At 33.0% G+C, this 17500-nt stretch carries 17 protein-coding genes and 1 pseudogene; 7 read left to right on the top strand and 11 right to left on the bottom strand.

The genetic code is table 11. The features are described 5' to 3' along the window. Positions 1-3: 3 nt before the first annotated feature. From I130_RS01165 to I130_RS01150, 4 genes are all read right to left on the bottom strand, one after another. Positions 4-306 (bottom strand): hypothetical protein, encoded by a 303-nt coding sequence (locus I130_RS01165; protein WP_034917821.1) that lies wholly within the window; start codon positions 304-306, stop codon positions 4-6. 4 nt (positions 307-310) lie between these two features. Beyond that, positions 311-580 (bottom strand): helix-turn-helix domain-containing protein, encoded by a 270-nt coding sequence (locus tag I130_RS01160; RefSeq protein ID WP_034917817.1) that lies wholly within the window; start codon positions 578-580, stop codon positions 311-313. A gap of 102 nt (positions 581-682) precedes the next feature. Next, positions 683-1390, bottom strand: coding sequence for a hypothetical protein (locus I130_RS01155; protein ID WP_034917815.1), 708 nt, complete (start codon positions 1388-1390; stop codon positions 683-685). Positions 1391-1425: 35 nt separating this feature from the next. Continuing rightward, entirely contained in the window at positions 1426-2673 is a 1248-nt protein-coding gene (locus I130_RS01150; protein WP_034917812.1) for a phage integrase SAM-like domain-containing protein, read from the bottom strand. Positions 2674-3103: 430 nt separating this feature from the next. Here I130_RS01150 and I130_RS01145 point away from each other — a divergent pair, with 430 nt between their 5' ends. Next, on the top strand, positions 3104-4333 hold the full coding sequence (locus I130_RS01145) for a site-specific integrase (RefSeq protein ID WP_034917809.1): 1230 nt from the start codon (positions 3104-3106) through the stop codon (positions 4331-4333). A 335-nt stretch (positions 4334-4668) separates the two neighbouring features. Here I130_RS01145 and I130_RS16575 read toward each other — a convergent pair whose 3' ends face one another. Further along, on the bottom strand, positions 4669-4833 hold the full coding sequence (locus I130_RS16575) for a hypothetical protein (protein ID WP_157480466.1): 165 nt from the start codon (positions 4831-4833) through the stop codon (positions 4669-4671). Between the two features lie 473 nt (positions 4834-5306). Between I130_RS16575 and I130_RS16400 the strand changes: the two genes are divergently transcribed. After that, positions 5307-5471 carry a carboxypeptidase-like regulatory domain-containing protein gene (locus I130_RS16400; protein WP_083932843.1) on the top strand — a complete coding sequence of 55 codons (165 nt, stop codon included), beginning with the start codon at positions 5307-5309 and terminating at the stop codon, positions 5469-5471. Positions 5472-5567: 96 nt separating this feature from the next. On the opposite strand, the gene I130_RS16160 is transcribed toward I130_RS16400, so the two are convergent. Both I130_RS16160 and galE read right to left on the bottom strand, forming a co-directional pair. Further along, on the bottom strand, positions 5568-5927 hold the full coding sequence (locus tag I130_RS16160; protein ID WP_051119577.1) for a LacI family transcriptional regulator: 360 nt from the start codon (positions 5925-5927) through the stop codon (positions 5568-5570). A 237-nt stretch (positions 5928-6164) separates the two neighbouring features. After that, positions 6165-7153 (bottom strand): annotated as a pseudogene (galE, locus tag I130_RS01135) (UDP-glucose 4-epimerase GalE). Between the two features lie 151 nt (positions 7154-7304). On the opposite strand from galE, the gene I130_RS01130 reads away from it, so the two are divergent. Genes I130_RS01130 through I130_RS01110 form a run of 5 tightly spaced genes read left to right on the top strand, consistent with a single transcriptional unit; the run spans position 7305 to position 13072 of the window. Then, positions 7305-8303, top strand: a complete 999-nt coding sequence (locus I130_RS01130) for a GntR family transcriptional regulator (RefSeq protein ID WP_034917807.1) — start codon at positions 7305-7307, stop codon at positions 8301-8303. 3 nt (positions 8304-8306) lie between these two features. After that, positions 8307-9218, top strand: a complete 912-nt coding sequence (locus I130_RS01125; RefSeq protein WP_034917804.1) for an aldose 1-epimerase — start codon at positions 8307-8309, stop codon at positions 9216-9218. A gap of 10 nt (positions 9219-9228) precedes the next feature. Next, positions 9229-10875, top strand: coding sequence for a solute:sodium symporter family transporter (locus tag I130_RS01120; protein WP_034917802.1), 1647 nt, complete (start codon positions 9229-9231; stop codon positions 10873-10875). 5 nt (positions 10876-10880) lie between these two features. Further along, the gene (galK, locus tag I130_RS01115; protein WP_034917799.1) at positions 10881-12029 is read left to right on the top strand and encodes a galactokinase; all 1149 of its coding nucleotides are present in this window, start codon (positions 10881-10883) and stop codon (positions 12027-12029) included. Positions 12030-12052: 23 nt separating this feature from the next. Continuing rightward, the gene (locus I130_RS01110) at positions 12053-13072 is read left to right on the top strand and encodes a UDP-glucose--hexose-1-phosphate uridylyltransferase (protein WP_034917796.1); all 1020 of its coding nucleotides are present in this window, start codon (positions 12053-12055) and stop codon (positions 13070-13072) included. Positions 13073-13124: 52 nt separating this feature from the next. Here the strand turns inward: I130_RS01110 and I130_RS01105 are convergent, their stop codons facing one another. From I130_RS01105 to I130_RS01090, 4 genes are read right to left on the bottom strand one after another with little or no spacing between them, the layout of a single operon-like run. After that, positions 13125-13985 (bottom strand): AraC family transcriptional regulator, encoded by an 861-nt coding sequence (locus I130_RS01105; protein WP_034917793.1) that lies wholly within the window; start codon positions 13983-13985, stop codon positions 13125-13127. An 11-nt stretch (positions 13986-13996) separates the two neighbouring features. After that, entirely contained in the window at positions 13997-15211 is a 1215-nt protein-coding gene (locus tag I130_RS01100; protein ID WP_034917790.1) for a M24 family metallopeptidase, read from the bottom strand. Positions 15212-15220: 9 nt separating this feature from the next. Next, positions 15221-16468: an NAD(P)/FAD-dependent oxidoreductase gene (locus tag I130_RS01095; RefSeq protein ID WP_034917787.1), complete on the bottom strand. Its 1248-nt coding sequence runs from the start codon at positions 16466-16468 to the stop codon at positions 15221-15223. 16 nt (positions 16469-16484) lie between these two features. Beyond that, complete coding sequence (locus I130_RS01090; RefSeq protein WP_034917947.1) at positions 16485-17492, bottom strand: 4-hydroxyproline epimerase; 1008 nt, start codon at positions 17490-17492, stop codon at positions 16485-16487. Positions 17493-17500 lie beyond the last annotated feature (8 nt).

The raw sequence follows: 17500 nt of genomic DNA, 5'->3' as shown, positions 1-17500 counted from the left end.
AGCCTAAAACATTTTGAGTTGATTAGACTTTGGAAACAACTCAGGATTGCCTGTATATTCATTTACATAAGGATATCCTGTAACGGTACATTTTCGCTTTCTGATAATCGCAATTCGCCCCTGTTCTATAAGATCATCAACATATCTACAAATGTTTTCTCTCATTACACCAGTATAAACATCAACTTCCTTCATAGTCATAGGTTTATCAATAAAAGCTTGATACACCTTTGCTAATTGTACTTTAAATTGCCTATCTTTATTTCTGTGAAAAGTTATTAGGCTTTGGGTATTGGTAGTACTCATAGCCTTATTTTTTTAGGATTAATGATTCAAAAAGCTCACTTCTCTTATAATATCTTCGCGAGGATATTCCGTAAGCTTTAACTTTACCTTTCTTAGTCCAATTCCATAATGTTGAACTATCAATTTTAAGAAATTCACATGTTTCTTCCCTAGTGAGAAGTTCATCATTTGCTTTCTTACTATTAATTAAGGTTATAACCTCTTTAAACTGGGATTCAAGTCCAGATTTAATTAATTCTACAATTTGCTCCGGTGTGGGTTGAATAATTGTCATTACTATAAGTTTTTAGATTACTTACAGCTAAAGTATTGGAGAAGTTTTGGTACTCTTAGGGAGTACCGTACTGTTTAAGTACTGTTTTTGAAAGAGGTTTTGTTAGGTTGAAAAACTGTCTATAACTTTGATATTGTTTTTTTGACAATATTCCTTAATCTTGGTTATTTTATTTTTGTTGGCAAAGATGTTTTTATCATTAGCGTATTCATTGAATGTTCCTAATATGTATTTTACTCCCTCTGGCAGATTAAATTCTTTGGCAATCTTTGGAGCACTATAAGATTCATTCATACCATTATGAGAGGTGTTATAATATTTTTCCATTTCCCCAGTTGCAAATAAAAGTCCTACTTTAAACCATATTTTTTCTATATCCTTATTCTCTATCTCTGGCGTCAAATCGTTCTCTTTTGGTATATTTATTAAAACCTTTTCCTGACATTCTTTAATTTTGTATTCAATGTTCAATACATGTCCATAAAATAAATGCCCTGTATACCTATATTTTGTTGCCCAATATAAGTTTATTGAATAATTGGTTCTTTTATTATCATCCATTGAACTAATGAACTCTTCATCTGAAAGTGGCGGATTTAATGTTCGCATTAAATAAATATCACCTTTTCTTTTATTATACTGCCCCTCAATATCTTCTTTAAATCTCTCAATTACTGCAATACATTTGCTAAAAAACTCCTCAGCATCATAATGATTAGCTTCAGCTTTTTTCTGCTCTCTTAAAAGATATTTATTGAAATGTTCATATTCATTTACATAACCATTTACTATTATATCTAAATAATCCATATTAAACTATTTCTTTGCTTTGATTAATTAATTAATTAAAAATATTTAGATATTTCCATTGCTAGATCCTTATTGCTTTTGCCTATGTACTGTAAAAATTGAGTTTCTGTAGAATGTCCGGTAATGTAGATTAAATAAGTAGTAGGTATTTTACCGTAGAAGTTAGTAGCAAAGGATCTTCTACCAATATGAGAGGATACTAATTCCCATTTCTCATAATCTTTAAACTCCTTTCTAAACTTACCGCTATCCTCCCCTACTTCTACAAGCTTGCTGCCATGAACTTTATTAAAGAGTTCAGCATCTTTACATAGATCCTTTATGTAATCATTATATTTTTGATCTGAAATAGCCCTTGGAAATTCTCCATTCCTTTTATTGAGTATCTCAATTACTTTCTCATGTAGTGGAACTGTCATAAGTTTACCTGTTTTCTTTTGTGTAAACTCTATTAAATGCTTTCCCTCTTCTACCCTTATCATTTCTTTAGTAAATCGCATAAAATCTGAAACCCGTTGCCCGACGTAACATGATATTAATAGCCAATCTCTCGCATTATCTAAATGATCTGGTAAGCTATTAGCTTTCTCAATTAAAGCTAGCTCATTGAAGCTTAAATAGGTCTTAGGAACTTTCTGTTTATCAACCTTTAATGTATCTAATTGTGGGTGTGTTTCAAGTCCTAAAAATCTGGCATGTTTACAAAAGGTCTTAATAAATACCACATCTCTCTGAATAGTATTTTGTGCGTAGTTTTCAGACTTTAGATAATCAACGAAATCATTTTTAAATTTATCATTTACCTCTTTAATTAAGATTAATTTGTTTCTGTATTCTTGAAACCTCATCAACTTATTTTTAATTACGTTGCATCTTTTAATAGAATTATCTTTTAATTCATGCTTTCTGTAGGTAATATAAAAATCTATGTACTCAACTAATGATTTAGGGATTGCCTTGTCTTTTGCCTTAGGATTGTAATAAAGATCCATTTGAAGATTTAACCATTCCTTAGATACATTTAAGGCATCTTCAGAATTAAAAGCACTTAGTATGTGATTTTCAATTTTAAGTAATTCCTGGTTTATCTCTAACTGTTTATTTGCGATAGAAATCTCTTTAGGCCTTTTTTGGTTGTGCTGTTTACTCCAATATTCTTTTGAAACTTCTAACTTAGTTTTAGATCCAAGAACAAAATCTTTATCACTTAGCCTGAATAATAATCTTAGGTTTAAATCTGCTTTATCTTTTGTGGATCTGTAAAGAAAGTTAATTGTTGCCATTGCAGTAAGTTAGATACAATACAAATATAATATTATTGTACGGTATCTGTACGGTAAATGACAAATTATAACAAACTAAATAAAACTAGATAAAACATTATATTTACTTTAATAATCTAATATATTTGCATTTAGGTATAACTTTGTACTAAAACAAAGGTCTTGTTAAAAGTGTTGTTTTGCGCCGTTGTGTTCCTGGCGCGATCACTTTTTATGATTTTTTAGAAATTAAAACCCTGTTAATCATTTGATTTTCAGGGTTTTAATTTTTTATGGTGTTTATTGATATCATTTGATATCAAACAAATCGGTTCACAAATCGGTCAACAACTAATTCAAGTTTAATTTGTTAACCGAGTTGTTAATGTTTATTTTTATTAAGGTTTGATTTTCGTCTTGAACAATAGTGTTTAATTAAAAAACATAAATTATGAAAGCGAAATTCACATTTTCAATTCTATTTTGGATCAATAGCTCTCGAGCTAAAGAAAATCTTGCTGATTTATTTGTAAGAATTACAGTAAATGGTAAAAGAGTAAACCTAAGTCTCAAAGAGAAAGTGCTTTGTGATCAATGGGATAGCCAAAAATCAAAAGTTAGAGGCAGTAACTCACAGGCACAACGAATCAATCATTATTTGGAAACTACTAGAAACGAAATTTTCCAAAGTTATGTAGAACTAAAGTCCTCAAGCAACATTATTACTGCCCAAGCAATAAAAGAGAGGTATTTAGGTGAAGATGTTGATTATCCTACCTTAAAGGAACTTATAGATTACCATAATGAACAAACTAAACATATATTGCATTATGATACTCAAAGGCATTATAAGACCAGCCAAAAGTATATTTTAGAGTATGTAAAAAAACAATACAAGTCTGATGATTATATTTTAAGAGATCTCAATTACGGATTTATAATTGGATTTGAAAATTTCCTTAGATCATATAAGCCTAGACATCCACAGTCTTCCATAGGTAACAATACCATAATGAAACATATTCAAAGGCTAAGAAAAATGGTTACCATGGCATTTCATATAGAATGGTTAGATAGGGATCCATTTGTAAAATTCAAAACTAAACTGATTAAAACAGATAGAGACTTTTTGTCCAAAGAAGAACTTAAAAAGATTGAGGAATTTTCTAGTCCTTTAGAAAGACTTAATCTCACTAAGGATCTTTTTATTTTTATCAGCTATACTGGAATTTCTTATGGAGATATTATGCAATTATCTAAACGGAATATCGTAAAAGGACAGGATCAAAACCTATGGATCTATACTAAAAGAAAAAAAACTTCTACTCATATAAAAATTCCTTTGCTTCAAAAAGCTTTAGAGATAGTAAAAAAATATGAAAATTTAGAATTCGAGCTTAATGGCAAACTACTTCCAAAATTATCTAATCAAAAAATGAATACCTACCTAAAGGAAATAAGTCAGTTGTGCGAAATAGATAAAAACCTCACATCTCATGTTGCAAGGCATACTTTTGCCACTACTATTACTCTTTCTAATGGTGTTCCAATAGAAACTGTATCTAAACTCCTTGGGCATACTAAAATGGCTACCACTCAAATTTATGCCAGAGTCATAGAAAAAAAAGTGAGTGATGACATGAATACATTAAGAGCTAAATTCCAAGAAGAAATAAATTAATCTCAATAAGGAATTTTCTTAAGTATATATTTTTAATTACGCATGTTAATCCAATTAAAAGTAAAGAATTAATTCTTTAAATTATATTAAATGAAAATCTAAGTGTAACAATTTTGGTTCGTAAGGCAACTAGCTTGGCGAAGGAACGAGAATTTTTCGGCTTTGTTGTTTGCTTATTGGTCTCTGAAATATAATTTCCATTCCACTAAGCCCTTCTATTCCCGCAAAAAGTCGGGAAGTGGCCAAACCCCTTTCTTATATTCAATTTGAAGTCTAGTCCGCTAAATCCTACTTCAAGGGGATAATCCGTTTCATAAGCCGTTCAGCACATTCCCCTACTTTCCGCGTAAAGCTCCATTCTGGGAAAAGAGCTTCACTACAAAAAGTCTTGGACATAATCCAAAAATCACACATTTCCATTTCGCTTCCCCGATAAAAAATCGAGACACTTCATTACAACTAGTAATTTTTAGATTAAGTGCGCCAGTACGGAATTCCATTTAATATTCTTTTTTCCTCTTCAAATTCCTTTAATACTTCCCATGTTTATTTAAACCCACTCCCCGACCTCCACTGTCTTTACCTTTTTTGTAATGCAAAATACCAAGATTTAGAAGTTAGTCCAGACTGCATAAAGCCGATCCCTGCGTTCCCTTTTTATAAGTCCTCCCTAATTCTAAATCCTGAAAATGTATAAGCATCAAAAAAGGTAACAGTGAAAAGTATAGAAATAATCTGAAATGAATCTTATTCAGATTATTGCAGTTCCTGTTTCTTTTTGAATTTTATCAATCCAATTAAATAATGAAATATATACTTTATCAGCTTTACTGCTTCTTAGCCTGAGTGGAATTTCTAAATCTGAATCAACGGGGGAAATTAAAAATGAATTAAATGAACCTCGTGCTTCAGCCAATATTAATCTACAGGAATTGTAAAAAAAAACACAACAGATTTGGACGGATAATATACTTTGAAAAATATTCCCAAAGGAACTTATACAGTAACAGTTAGATTGTTAGGTTATCAAACCAAAAAAGAAAAAATAGAATTTACTAACGACAGTATAGAAAATTATAGTACAACATTGAGGGAAGATTACGGTAGTCTGGTAGAGGTGGTATTCTCTGTAAGCTAGCTTTCTTCTTAATTCATCTATACTATCTGCAACTAAATAATCAGATTTAACATTATGCATTATAGCTGCATCCCTAAACCCCATAGCTCTAAGCTTTCAATGATGCAAACTATCAATTAAGTAGATCATTATAACGTTCTTGCAATTCTTTTGCTTTACGAGTAACTCCGTATTCTTAAATGAGGTTTCATAATCATCAATTATCACTTTATCACATTCTTTTCCTTCACATATTCTATCAAAAACAACAACAGGAGTACCTTTTTTTAATAACGACTCTATATGAGTATATTCATTTTTAAGTTCCGCTGCTTTAGATGGGCAAATTATAAGACCATCAATATAACCTAAACCCATTTTTTTAAGACTTTTTGTGTATTTATCTATAGATTCATTAGATAAAGAAGTAATCAATTTATAGCCCTTTTCATCTAAATGGTTTTCAATACTGGACATGACATTAGCTTAAAAGGGATTCATAATATTTGGAATGACAAGTCCTATAGTACTGGGTTAGCCTCCTTAAAACCTGCAGCAATACTATTTGGCATATAATTACATGCTTTAGCAAACTTCTGACCTCGTTTTTTGTAAGACAAGTTATTTCTAAACTATCAGAAAGCGATTTTGACACTGTCGAAATTGATAAATTCAATACCTTGGACATTTCAGATTATGTAGTTGTTGATTGTATTATAATCCATTTTTAGATTCATTTCTTAAATTTTGTTCCCATTTCCAAGAGGATCTAATCATATCATTAAGTTCTCTTTCTGCTGTCCATCCTAATTTTTCTTTAGCAAGATCTAGAAGCATATAATTGTGGAACATCACCATCTCTCCTATCTGTAATCTCATGATTGAGTTTCGAGTTTGTTACTTATTCAAAAGAATTGAATACATCTAGCACCGAGTTTCCAACAATAAGTACCCAAATTGAAAAACTCTAGTGGTTTTTCTTGTTCTTTTTAGGTAATCGTTTAACTGCAATTACATGTACTTTGGCCAAATCAACAAAATGAATAAAATCTCTTATTGCGGTGCCATCTTTTGTTGGATAATCATTACCATATACCATCAATTTCTCTCTGACTCCTGCAGCCGTTAGTGTAATATAAGGCATAAGATTATTAGGAATACCTTTTAGTAATTCCTCTGATGGATGAGCATTAATAGGATTAAAATATCTAAGAGAAATTGAAGAAAAGAAATTATTCGATTTTGTGAAATTATCCAAAATCTCCTCGGCAATTTTTTTAGTATTACCGTAAGGAGAAAATGGATGTTGAGGTTCATTATTTTCAGTAATAGGCAATACTTCTGGAGTTTAGTAAACTGTTGCTTAGAAGAGAAAATAAAATTATTTATCTCGTTATTACTTTGTTCTTTCAAAGAATTTAAAAGAGAATAAATATTGTTTTTGTAATATTTGTGTGGCTCTAGAGTCGACTCCCCTACTGCTTTATATGCTGCAAAATGATTAACGCCTTTTGGCAGCTTTGTGCAATGCAAAAACCTTATTAGTTTCTATCTCACATTTTAAATCAATATTTACAAAGGCAGGCGTCACGACTGTAATCTTATGAATTAATTCTATGCTTCTCTGTAGAATTTGATAAATCGTCCAAAATGATAACATCAAAATCATTCTCTATTAGTTCAATAACGGTATGAGATCCTATTTATCCACATCCGCCTTTAACTGTTATTTTAATTTTCATATATGTTCATTTTGTATTATTCACTAACCAAAGTGCAAAATTATAAGTCAGCAAACATATACTACTAGTACCTACCAGTTGTTTTTAATGAATTTTATTATACATTTGTTTTATGGGAATTGTAACGATTAAAGAATCATCCGGTACTCCTAAGTACAAACAAATTATAGCTTCCGTTGAAGAATCTATACTAAGTGGTGATTTAAAAAAGGGAGATAAATTACCTTCCCTTAATAGCATAAAAAACAAGCATTCGCTCTCAAGAGACACTGTGCTTATGGCTTTTAATGAATTAAAGGCAAGAGGAATAATCCATTCTATCGTAGGAAAAGGATATTATGTAATGAGTGAAGATATAGATATAATCCAAAAAGTATTTCTACTTTTTGATGAATTAAATTCCTTTAAAGAAGATCTATACAACTCCTTTGCAACTGGTATGGGAGTAAATGTACAGGTAGAAATCTTTTTTCATCATTTTAATTATGATGTGTTTAGTAAATTGATTCATGATAATGCTGGAGATTACAGTCATTATGTTATTATGCCAGCAAATATTAAAGGAACCGAAAAACTTCTTAGTAGGTTGCCAAAGGATAAAGTTTACATCCTAGACCAAACGCACCCAGAATTACTCAAATATCCTTCAGTTTATCAGAATTTTAGAAAAGATATTCACCAAGGACTTGAAGACGGGTTATCTCTTATAAAAAATTATCAAAAAATCATCCTATTATTTTCTGAAAAAAATCAGCCCAAAGGAATTCTTGAAGGTTTCAAATTGTTTTGCACTGCTAACCATATTCAAAATGAAGTGATAGATGCAATAGAGAATAGAGAATTAGTCAAAGGGGAAATCTATCTTATTCTAGATGATAAAAATTTAATCAAGGTTATTAAAAAAACAAAAGAGGGTAATTTAACTATAGCAAAAGATATTGGTATCATTTCTTATAATGATACGTTGCTGAAAGAAATCGTAGCTGATGGTATTACTACAATTTCCACTGATTTTAATCTTATGGGAAATCGATTAGCTAAGATGATCTTAAATAATGAATTTACGCAAGTTGAAAATCCTAGTAGTTTAATAATAAGAACCTCATTATAAAATATGTACAAATTAGTAAACGTACATGTAGAAGATTTAGAATACATTGTGTTAGAAAGTGCTGATAGTAATTCGAAAGCAAGGCTATGCCTTAACCAAGGCGGTCGATTAGATAAACTAGAGCTTAATGGTTATAGCATTCTCGCTAACATGCATCCATCCACCTATAAAGATAACTATGCTTCAGCAATACTCTTCCCTTTTGCAAATAGGATTAAAAATGGCGAATATGAATTTAATAATTTAAATTATAAACTAGACTGTAATGAGAAGGGAAAAGACAATGCTCTGCATGGACTTGTTTATAATAAAATGTTTGAATGTGTGGATCATTCTTTAAATGAAGGTTTCGGTTCTGTGACACTAAGTTATAAAGACGAAGGAAAGTCTTCAGGATTTCCTTTTAAATATAGGATGGAACTCACTTATAAATTAAGTATAAATAGAATTTGCCTTGCTATAAAAATTATAAACAAAGATGAAAATCCGTTTCCTTTTACTTTAGGTTGGCACCCTTATTTTGGAACTAAAGATTTAAACAATAGCAGTCTTTATTTTATTAGTAATACAGTGTTTCGCGTAGATAATCAGCAAATTCCAATCTATAAAACTGCTTTTAATGAGACTATGCCATTTAATCTTAAAGGAAAGACGCTTGATACTGGATATCAGCTTGAAGATAATCAAGTTGAATTGTTTACTCCAGAATATCAATTAAAAATAGAATCAACATCTAATGAAAATTATTTACAACTCTTTGTTCCGAGTTTATCTAATACTATAGCCATAGAGCCTATGACAGGTGCTGCAGATAGTTTTAATAATAAAACAGGGCTTCTAACCTTGAATCCGAATGCGACCTATAAAGTAGCATGGACTATTTCCATTGAAGATTCATCAATAACTAACAACTAAACATTAAACTATGCAATTCTTAATATTCATTGGGTTTACAGCTTTAGTAGCTATAATATCCTATTTAAAAACGAGAAGTACTGAGGAGTCATCTTCAGATGGTTACTTTCTGGGTGGTCGCAGTTTAACTGCTGGTGTAATTGCAGGTTCTATACTGCTTACAAACTTATCTACTGAACAGATTGTGGGGTTAAATGGCTCTGCATATACAAGTGGACTATCTGTAATGGTTTGGGAAACATTAGCTGCTCTTGCCATGGTAGTTACTGCAATGTTTCTATTACCACGATATTTAAAAGGCGGTCTAACAACAATTCCGGGTTTTTTAGCTAAACGTTTTGATATTACAACAAAAACATTGACATCTGTTTTGTTCCTCTCTGGTTATGTCGTTGTCTTACTTCCAGTGATTTTATACTCTGGATCTATAGCCATTAGTGGCATGTTCGATGTGCCTGAACTTTTAGGTGTTACTCATACCCAGTCCATCTGGATTTGTGTTTGGGGAATTGGAATTATTGGTTCAATATATGCGATTTTCGGAGGATTAAAAGCAGTAGCAGTATCAGATTCTATTAATGCTATAGGCTTATTGGTTGGTGGTATTTTAATACCAATTTTTGGACTAATGATGATTGGAGACGGAAATATTCTAGACGGTCTCAATACTTTAACCACCACAAATCCCGACAAGTTTAAATCTATGGGTGGGCCAACCGACCCTGTGCCTTTTTATACCATTTTTACAGGAATGATGTTAGTCCAGTTATTTTATTGGGGAACTAACCAGCAAATTATTCAAAGAGCGCTTGGAGCAAAAGATTTAAAGGAAGGGCAAAAAGGCTTATTATTAGCATCATTTATTAAGATATTAGGCCCAATAATTGTTGTTTTACCCGGTATTATCGCCTATCATATATTTGAGGGAAACTTAGAAAGCGCAGATAGCGCTTATCCTATGCTAGTAAAAAAAGTTTTACCGAGTGCTTGGATTGGTTTTTTTGCTGCCGTGTTATTTGGTGCTATTTTAAGTTCTTTTAATAGTGTCCTGAACAGCTCCGTTACACTGTTCGGTATGGATGTGTATAAACAGCATATCAACAAAGATGCAAGTGAAAAAAAGGTTGTAAAATATGGTAAAACTTTTGGTGTTATATTGGCTATTGCCGCTATGTTTATTGCGCCATTAATTGCCAATGCAGGAAGTTTATATGCATATCTACAAGAAATTAATGGTATTTACAGTATTCCTATATTAACAATTATAGTAATAGGATACACTACAAAACGTGTTCCTGCAATTGCAGCTAAAATAGGATTGATTTCTGGATGTTTATTATATATTCTTAGTCAATTTATACTTCAACCTTTTTTCATAAATAAAGCACTCGAAGAAGCTCAGGCCGCAGGGATTACTGACCAAGCTACATTGGCCCTTACAAAAGCACAAGCCTATCCTCATTTCTTAGATATTATGGCAATTCTATTTTTACTTAACATAGCGATAATGCTAATTATTGGAAAATTTAAACCAAGAGAAGAACCTTACATTCTAGAATATACTAAACAGGTAGATATTACTCCTTGGAAATATACTAAACAAGTTGGTATTGCTATCTGTGTTACTGTAATTGGTGTATATATATATTTTGCGTAATTATTATGAATAAAAAATTAATTAAAGAAGTAAAGAAAAGTTTTAAAGAACAATTTAAAACCAAACCTCTTATCGTATTTTCACCAGGTAGAATCAACCTCATTGGGGAGCATACCGATTATAATTATGGTTTTGCATTTCCTGCTGCCATTAATAAAGGTATTGTACTTGCTATAAGTAAGAATGGCTCACAAACAAGCAGCGTTTATGCCTTAAATAAGGAAGAACTATACAAGTTTGACACAGTAAAAATCGAGCCAATAGAAAATGGTGGATGGAGAAATTATATTCTGGGAGTTGTGGCCGAATTAAAATTGCTAGGCAAACCTGTTGGTGGCTTCAACAGTGTTTTTGCTGGTAATATCCCTGGTGGTGCTGGCTTGTCGTCTTCTGCTGCATTAGAAAACAGCTTCGTATTTGGTTTAAATGAATTGTTCGATCTAGAACTCTCCAAATATGAAATGATCAAAATTTCACAAAATGCGGAACACAATTATGCCGGAGTTAAATGTGGAATCATGGATCAATACGCTAGTATGTTTGGTGTTAAAAATAGTGCACTTCTTTTAGATTGCAGGACCATCGAATCCACACCATATAAAATAGATTTCAAGAAATATAAATTGATGCTAATCAACACCAATGTAAAGCACGATTTATCGGAAAGTGCTTATAATGACAGGCGCAAAGTATGTGAAAAAGTGTCTAACCTCTTACAAATAGATGCATTGAGAGATGCTACTAAAGATGATTTAGAGGCTATCAAAAATGACATTTGTGAAGAAGACTTTCAAAAAGCCTTATATATAATAAATGAAAACAATCGAGTCAAGTTATTTTCCAAAGCGATTAAAAAAAATGATCTCATGGTATTAGGGGATTTGTTATACCAATCTCATGAAGGCTTAAGTAACAACTACCAAGTTAGTTGTGCCGAATTGGACTTTCTGGTAGAAAGAGCTAAGGAAAATCCACATTTACTTGGCGCGAGAATGATGGGTGGAGGTTTTGGTGGTTGCACAATTAATTTAATACTTAAAGATGAGTTTAAAAACTTCAAAAAGGATGTTTTAAAAAAATTTAGAGCAGTGTTTGAAAAAGATTGTTCTTTCTATAGTGTAAAGTTATCTGATGGAACACAATTAATTGATTAATAAAAATCAATAAAACATAAGAAATGAATACAAATTTACAAGACTATTCACATAAGCGATTAAACATACTGACGGGAGAATGGGTTTTGGTTTCTCCTCATAGAGCAAAAAGACCATGGCAAGGACAGAATGAAGCTATTTCTAATGATCAACAACCAAAACACGATCCGAGTTGCTTCTTATGTGCCGGCAATATTAGAGTAAATGGTGAGCAAAATTCTGAATACGAAGATATTTTTGTATTTACTAACGATTTTGCTGCTTTACAAACCACTTCGCCAAAATTTAATATATCTGAAGGCTTATTTAAAGCTGAAAGTGAACAAGGGATTTGTAAAGTGATATGTTTTAGTCCAGATCACTCAAAGAGTCTAGCTGATATGGATGTGGAAGACATTGACAAAGTAGTGAAAACTTGGCAAAAAGAATATATAGATTTAGGATCTAATGAAATGATTAACTACGTCCAGATTTTTGAGAATAAAGGAGCTGTAATGGGCTGTAGCAATCCACACCCACATGGGCAGATATGGAGTCAATCCACACTTCCCAATGAGGTAGATAAAAAAGACCAACATCAACTAATCTATTATAGCAAAAACCATAGCAGTTTATTAGGAGATTATCTTAAACAAGAATTAGAAGCAGATGAACGTATTATCTATCAGAATGATAATTTTGTTGTGCTAACCCCATTTTGGGCGGTGTGGCCTTTTGAAACTATGATAGTTCCCAAGACAAAGTACACCAACATTACTGAAATTTCGAGGGAAGAGAGTCTGGCCTTTGCAGATGCTATTTCTAAGATCACCAAAGCTTACGATCTCTTGTTTGAGTGTTCATTCCCCTATTCCAGTGGAATTCATCAAGCCCCAACCAATAATATGCCTAATGAACATTGGCATTGGCACATGAGTTTTTATCCTCCATTACTAAGAAGTGCCACTGTAAAGAAATTTATGGTAGGTTATGAAATGTTTGGTTCACCGCAACGCGATATTACTGCTGAACAAGCTGCAAGCAAGTTAAAGGAATTGATATAAATATTATTTTTTTAAGGAGTATAGCACTGAACTGGAAAATCTTTTTGATACATTAAAAAAGCAATTTGGATCTATAGTGGGAAGGGCTCAACTTTTTTATATTTTTAAATTGCCGATTGAAATTAGACATGTTTTGGAAACCCACGTCATAGCCTATTTTTTCAATAGTTAATTCTTCTTTTATCAATAAGGAACAGGCATTTTCAATTCTCACTTCATTTAAAAACTGCACATAGGTCTTGCCAGTTCTTTCCTTAAAATAACGGCTAAATTGCGATTTACTTAAACTTGCCTTTTCTGCAATATTCTCAATGGTAATGGGTAAAGCGTAATTTATAAGAGTATAATTAATAACCTTATTCAGACGTTCGAAACCCTTTTCATTTAAAACCGGAGAAATTTCTGTGGAGTTTAGAAATACATACTTTTCATTAATTAGCTGACTCAATATTTTCAACAATTGAATCACCCTTAATTCATTTTTTGCAGACCGCATTTCTAACATCAGCTGTTTAACGTTAGATTTTAAATTTGCATTCACTTTAATTACCCGGTTTGCATCTAGCAATAAGTTTCTAATCTCTGTTAATTCCGGTATCTCAAAAAAAGATTTCCCAAAGCTGTTATAACTAAAAAAGATTGACAGCCCTTTAACTCCGGGAGAATCAACTCCATAGTATTTTTCTGAACTTTTAATTAAATGGGGAATATCCTGCCCGATAAAATATAAATCTCCTTCTTCAAATTGTACAGCATTTGTCCCTCCATAAAACAAACCGGAACCTCTTTCTATAAGGGTGATTTGAAATTCCGGATGGTAATGCAGTTTTCCATAAAAATGCCTCCCCGTTTCTTCCTGGACACGTATGGCCTTATTTTCAGTCTTAGGTATTTTAAAGAAGATAGGCTTCATTCTAAATAGTATTATTTGCTATATCCAAAAGGATCTTCAATATCCATTGCCGGCTCTGTAAACCAAACTGGTCCATCTTCTCCAAGATAAACGTGGTCCTCTAGGCGAACGCCAAATTCATCTTTAACACATATCATTGGCTCGATACTAAAACACATTCCCGCTTTAAGCTTAATAGGATTATCTTTTACTATAAATGGATGCTCATGAATCTCTATGCCAATCCCATGCCCCACTCTATGCGGCAGACCGGGTAATTGGTAGCCAGGTCCAAGATCGTTTTTCTCTAACAATTTCCGGGTTTCATCATCGATCATCCCACAAGCTTTATTTTCTTGTATTGCTGAAAATGCTGCAAATTGAGCATCTCGTTCTATCTCCCAGATATTTTGCTGTTTTTTAGTTGGTGTCCCTAGGAAATAGCAGCGTGTAATATCTGAAATGTACCCGTTAAATTCACAACCGGTATCCACCAAAATGATATCTCCATCTTCCAGATTTTTTGGATTTTTCACTCCATGGGGAAAGCTGGTATCCTTGCCAAAAAGAACAATACAAAAATAAGAACCTTTGTCCGCGCCCATTATTCGATGAGCTTTATCTATAAAAGTTACTACTTCTGCGGAAGAAATACCAACTCTCATAATACGGGCCGTAGCTTTTTGAACCTCCATGGTTATATTCATTGCATATTGAATATTCTCGATCTCGACTGAAGATTTATACATTCTGCATTGCATGAATAGATGCTCAGCTGAAACTTGTTTGGCGTTTTTTAGGAATTGAGTAAAACCAGAACTTATTCTAAAAGCGGCTGTATCATCTATCGCCAGCTTAAAATCTTTCTTAATTGCTATTTTATCTGAAATAACCTGGAATACATTTTCATGTTCCTTCCATGGAAGAATTTCCCCCTGTATCCCCATATATTCCAGAACAGTTCCTATCTCAAATTCCGGAACCACATAAATTAAAGTTTCGTCAGGAAAGAGAATGGCACCTACCAAACGTTCTGATGGTGACCACTTAGTTCCTGTAAAATAATAAAGATTTGGGCCTGCATTGATGTAAATCATTTCTACAGATTCCTGCTTCATAAGCCCACATAGCTTCTGTAACCTGCCTTTAAATTCATTTTCTACAATAGGTTCAGGAGCACCGTGCAAAGGTTTTAATTTCTGTAATTCCTTCTCTACAGAGCTTCCGCCAATTCCATTTTTATTCATAGTGTTATTTTAAAATTTTCGATCCGGACTAAAAGGATTAATATCCAATGATAATTTTGTTTCTGAAATTATTTCAGAAACAAGCTTGCCTGTTGCAGGTCCCAAACTCCAGCCCATCATTGCATGACCTGTGGCAAAAACCAGATTTTTCACAGTATTACTTCGTCCAATATATGGCAGGCCATCGGGGGAGCATGGACGTAATCCAGATTTCGCATTATTAATTACTTCAATATCGATCTTAAGATCTTTATAATAACTTTCGGCAGCATTAACTATGGCTTCTACACGTTTTTTGGATATACATTCATTAATGCCCGATAATTCCATGGTGCCGGCAAAGCGGGTAAATCCATTCATAGGAGTTACGGCTACTCTGGCTTCCACTAAAACAGCAGGAATACTAATTCCGGTTTCCTTTTTCACATTAAAGCTATAACCTTTACCTGCTTCCAATGGTATAGGGATCGCTAATTTTTTGGCAAGTTTCGATGTCCAGGTTCCCGCTGCAAGAATAACTTCTTCTACCAGGATTTCTCTTGTTTTTGTTTTAACTACCTCTATTCTACCATTGATTATTTTGAAATCTTCAACCTCTTCACTCACAATAAATTTCACTCCTTTCTTTTTCAAAAAAGCTATCATGTCCCTCATAAAATCATCTGGGGTCATATGCGCATCGGTGTCATAAAAGTAAGCGCCCATAACGTCAAAATCTACATTTGGCTCGATTGATTTAAGTTCTTCCCTACTTAGGTGTTTAACATTAAGCCCTTCCTTTAATGCGATCTCAGCCACCTTTCCTTCCTCATGCCCAGTTTCTTCCAACTTATAACACATTAAAATTCCCTTCCTGTCGAATTCAAAATCAAAATCGGCAGATCCTTGCATAGATTGATATAAATCTCTGCTAAAGAGGTTAATATTCTTAATGGCGGGAATCGCCTTATCAACCTTAGTTTGGTTCGCCGATTTTTTAAAATTCCAAGCCCAGTTTAAAAAATCTGAATTTAGCCTAGGTTTTACATAAAACGGACTGTTACTATTTAACATCCATTTCAAACCTTTGGTGATGATACCAGGTGAACTAAGCGGAATAAAATGACTAGGTGTAATATAACCCGCATTAATATAACTCGCTCCGGAAGTAAGGTCACCCTTATCTATTACTGTCACTTCATGACCCTCCTTTAAGAGATAATAGGCGATATTAAGTCCGATTATTCCCCCTCCAATGATAAGGCATTTTTTACCCATAATCTTTATTCATTTTTTAAATTACCTGAAACCCAAATGCATATGGGTCATCTTCATCTATTGTGATGGTATTACGTCCAAAAACTTTGGCCCATCCCTGAATACTTGGAATAATAGCAGGATACATTCCAATGGTCGTTTCATTCTCGATCCTTCCAATAAATTTAGAACCTATAAAACTTTCATGGATAAAATCTTCCCCCAGCTTTAGTTTTCCACGACTGTAAAGCTGTGCCATTCTCGCAGAAGTTCCGGTTCCGCATGGAGAACGATCTATAGCTTTATCGCCATAAAACACCGCATTTCTTCCACTGGATTTAGGATCTATAGGTTCTCCGGTCCAAAGCATATGACTAATATTCCTAATTGTTTCATCTTCCGGATGGATAAACTGATCTGGATATTTTTCAATTATTTTCTGTCTTAGGTATTGGCTAAAATGTACAATTTCTGAAGCTGTAAAATCCTGCAAACCTTTATAATTTTCCTGGGGATCTACTATAGCGTAATAATTTCCACCATATGCCACGTCAAATTTTAATTCACCAAGCCCTGGACAATCGATGCTTAGATCTTTCGCAGCTAAATAACTCTTTACATTTGTGAGCTTTACCCACTCTACTTTATTATCCTTTTGTTGGTATTCAATCTTCACCAATCCCGCCGGAGCTTCCATTCTAATCTTTCCCGGAGTTTTTGGTTTTATTAAGTCTTCTTCAATAGCAATGGTTATGGTTCCTATAGTACCATGACCACACATAGGAAGGCAGCCACTGGTTTCAATAAAAAGAATGGCAAAATCATTTTCAGGGTCATGAGGTGGATAGATCATACTACCACTCATCATATCATGTCCTTTAGGCTCAAACATCAAACCTTTTCGAATCCAGTCGTATTCTTTAATAAAATGCTGGCGCTTTTCACTCATATTAGCTCCTTTCAATGCAGGGAGCCCGGTTTTGATCAACCTAACCGGATTGCCACAGGTATGAGCATCAATACATTCAAAATTTTGATCGATCATTCGCATTC

Origin of the sequence: Gillisia sp. CAL575, from assembly GCF_000403785.1 — a bacterium.
In the GTDB taxonomy this organism is placed as follows: Bacteria; Bacteroidota; Bacteroidia; order Flavobacteriales; family Flavobacteriaceae; genus Gillisia.
Note: the sequence above shows the minus strand (reverse complement) of the source record. Positions and strands in the feature narration are given on the sequence as shown.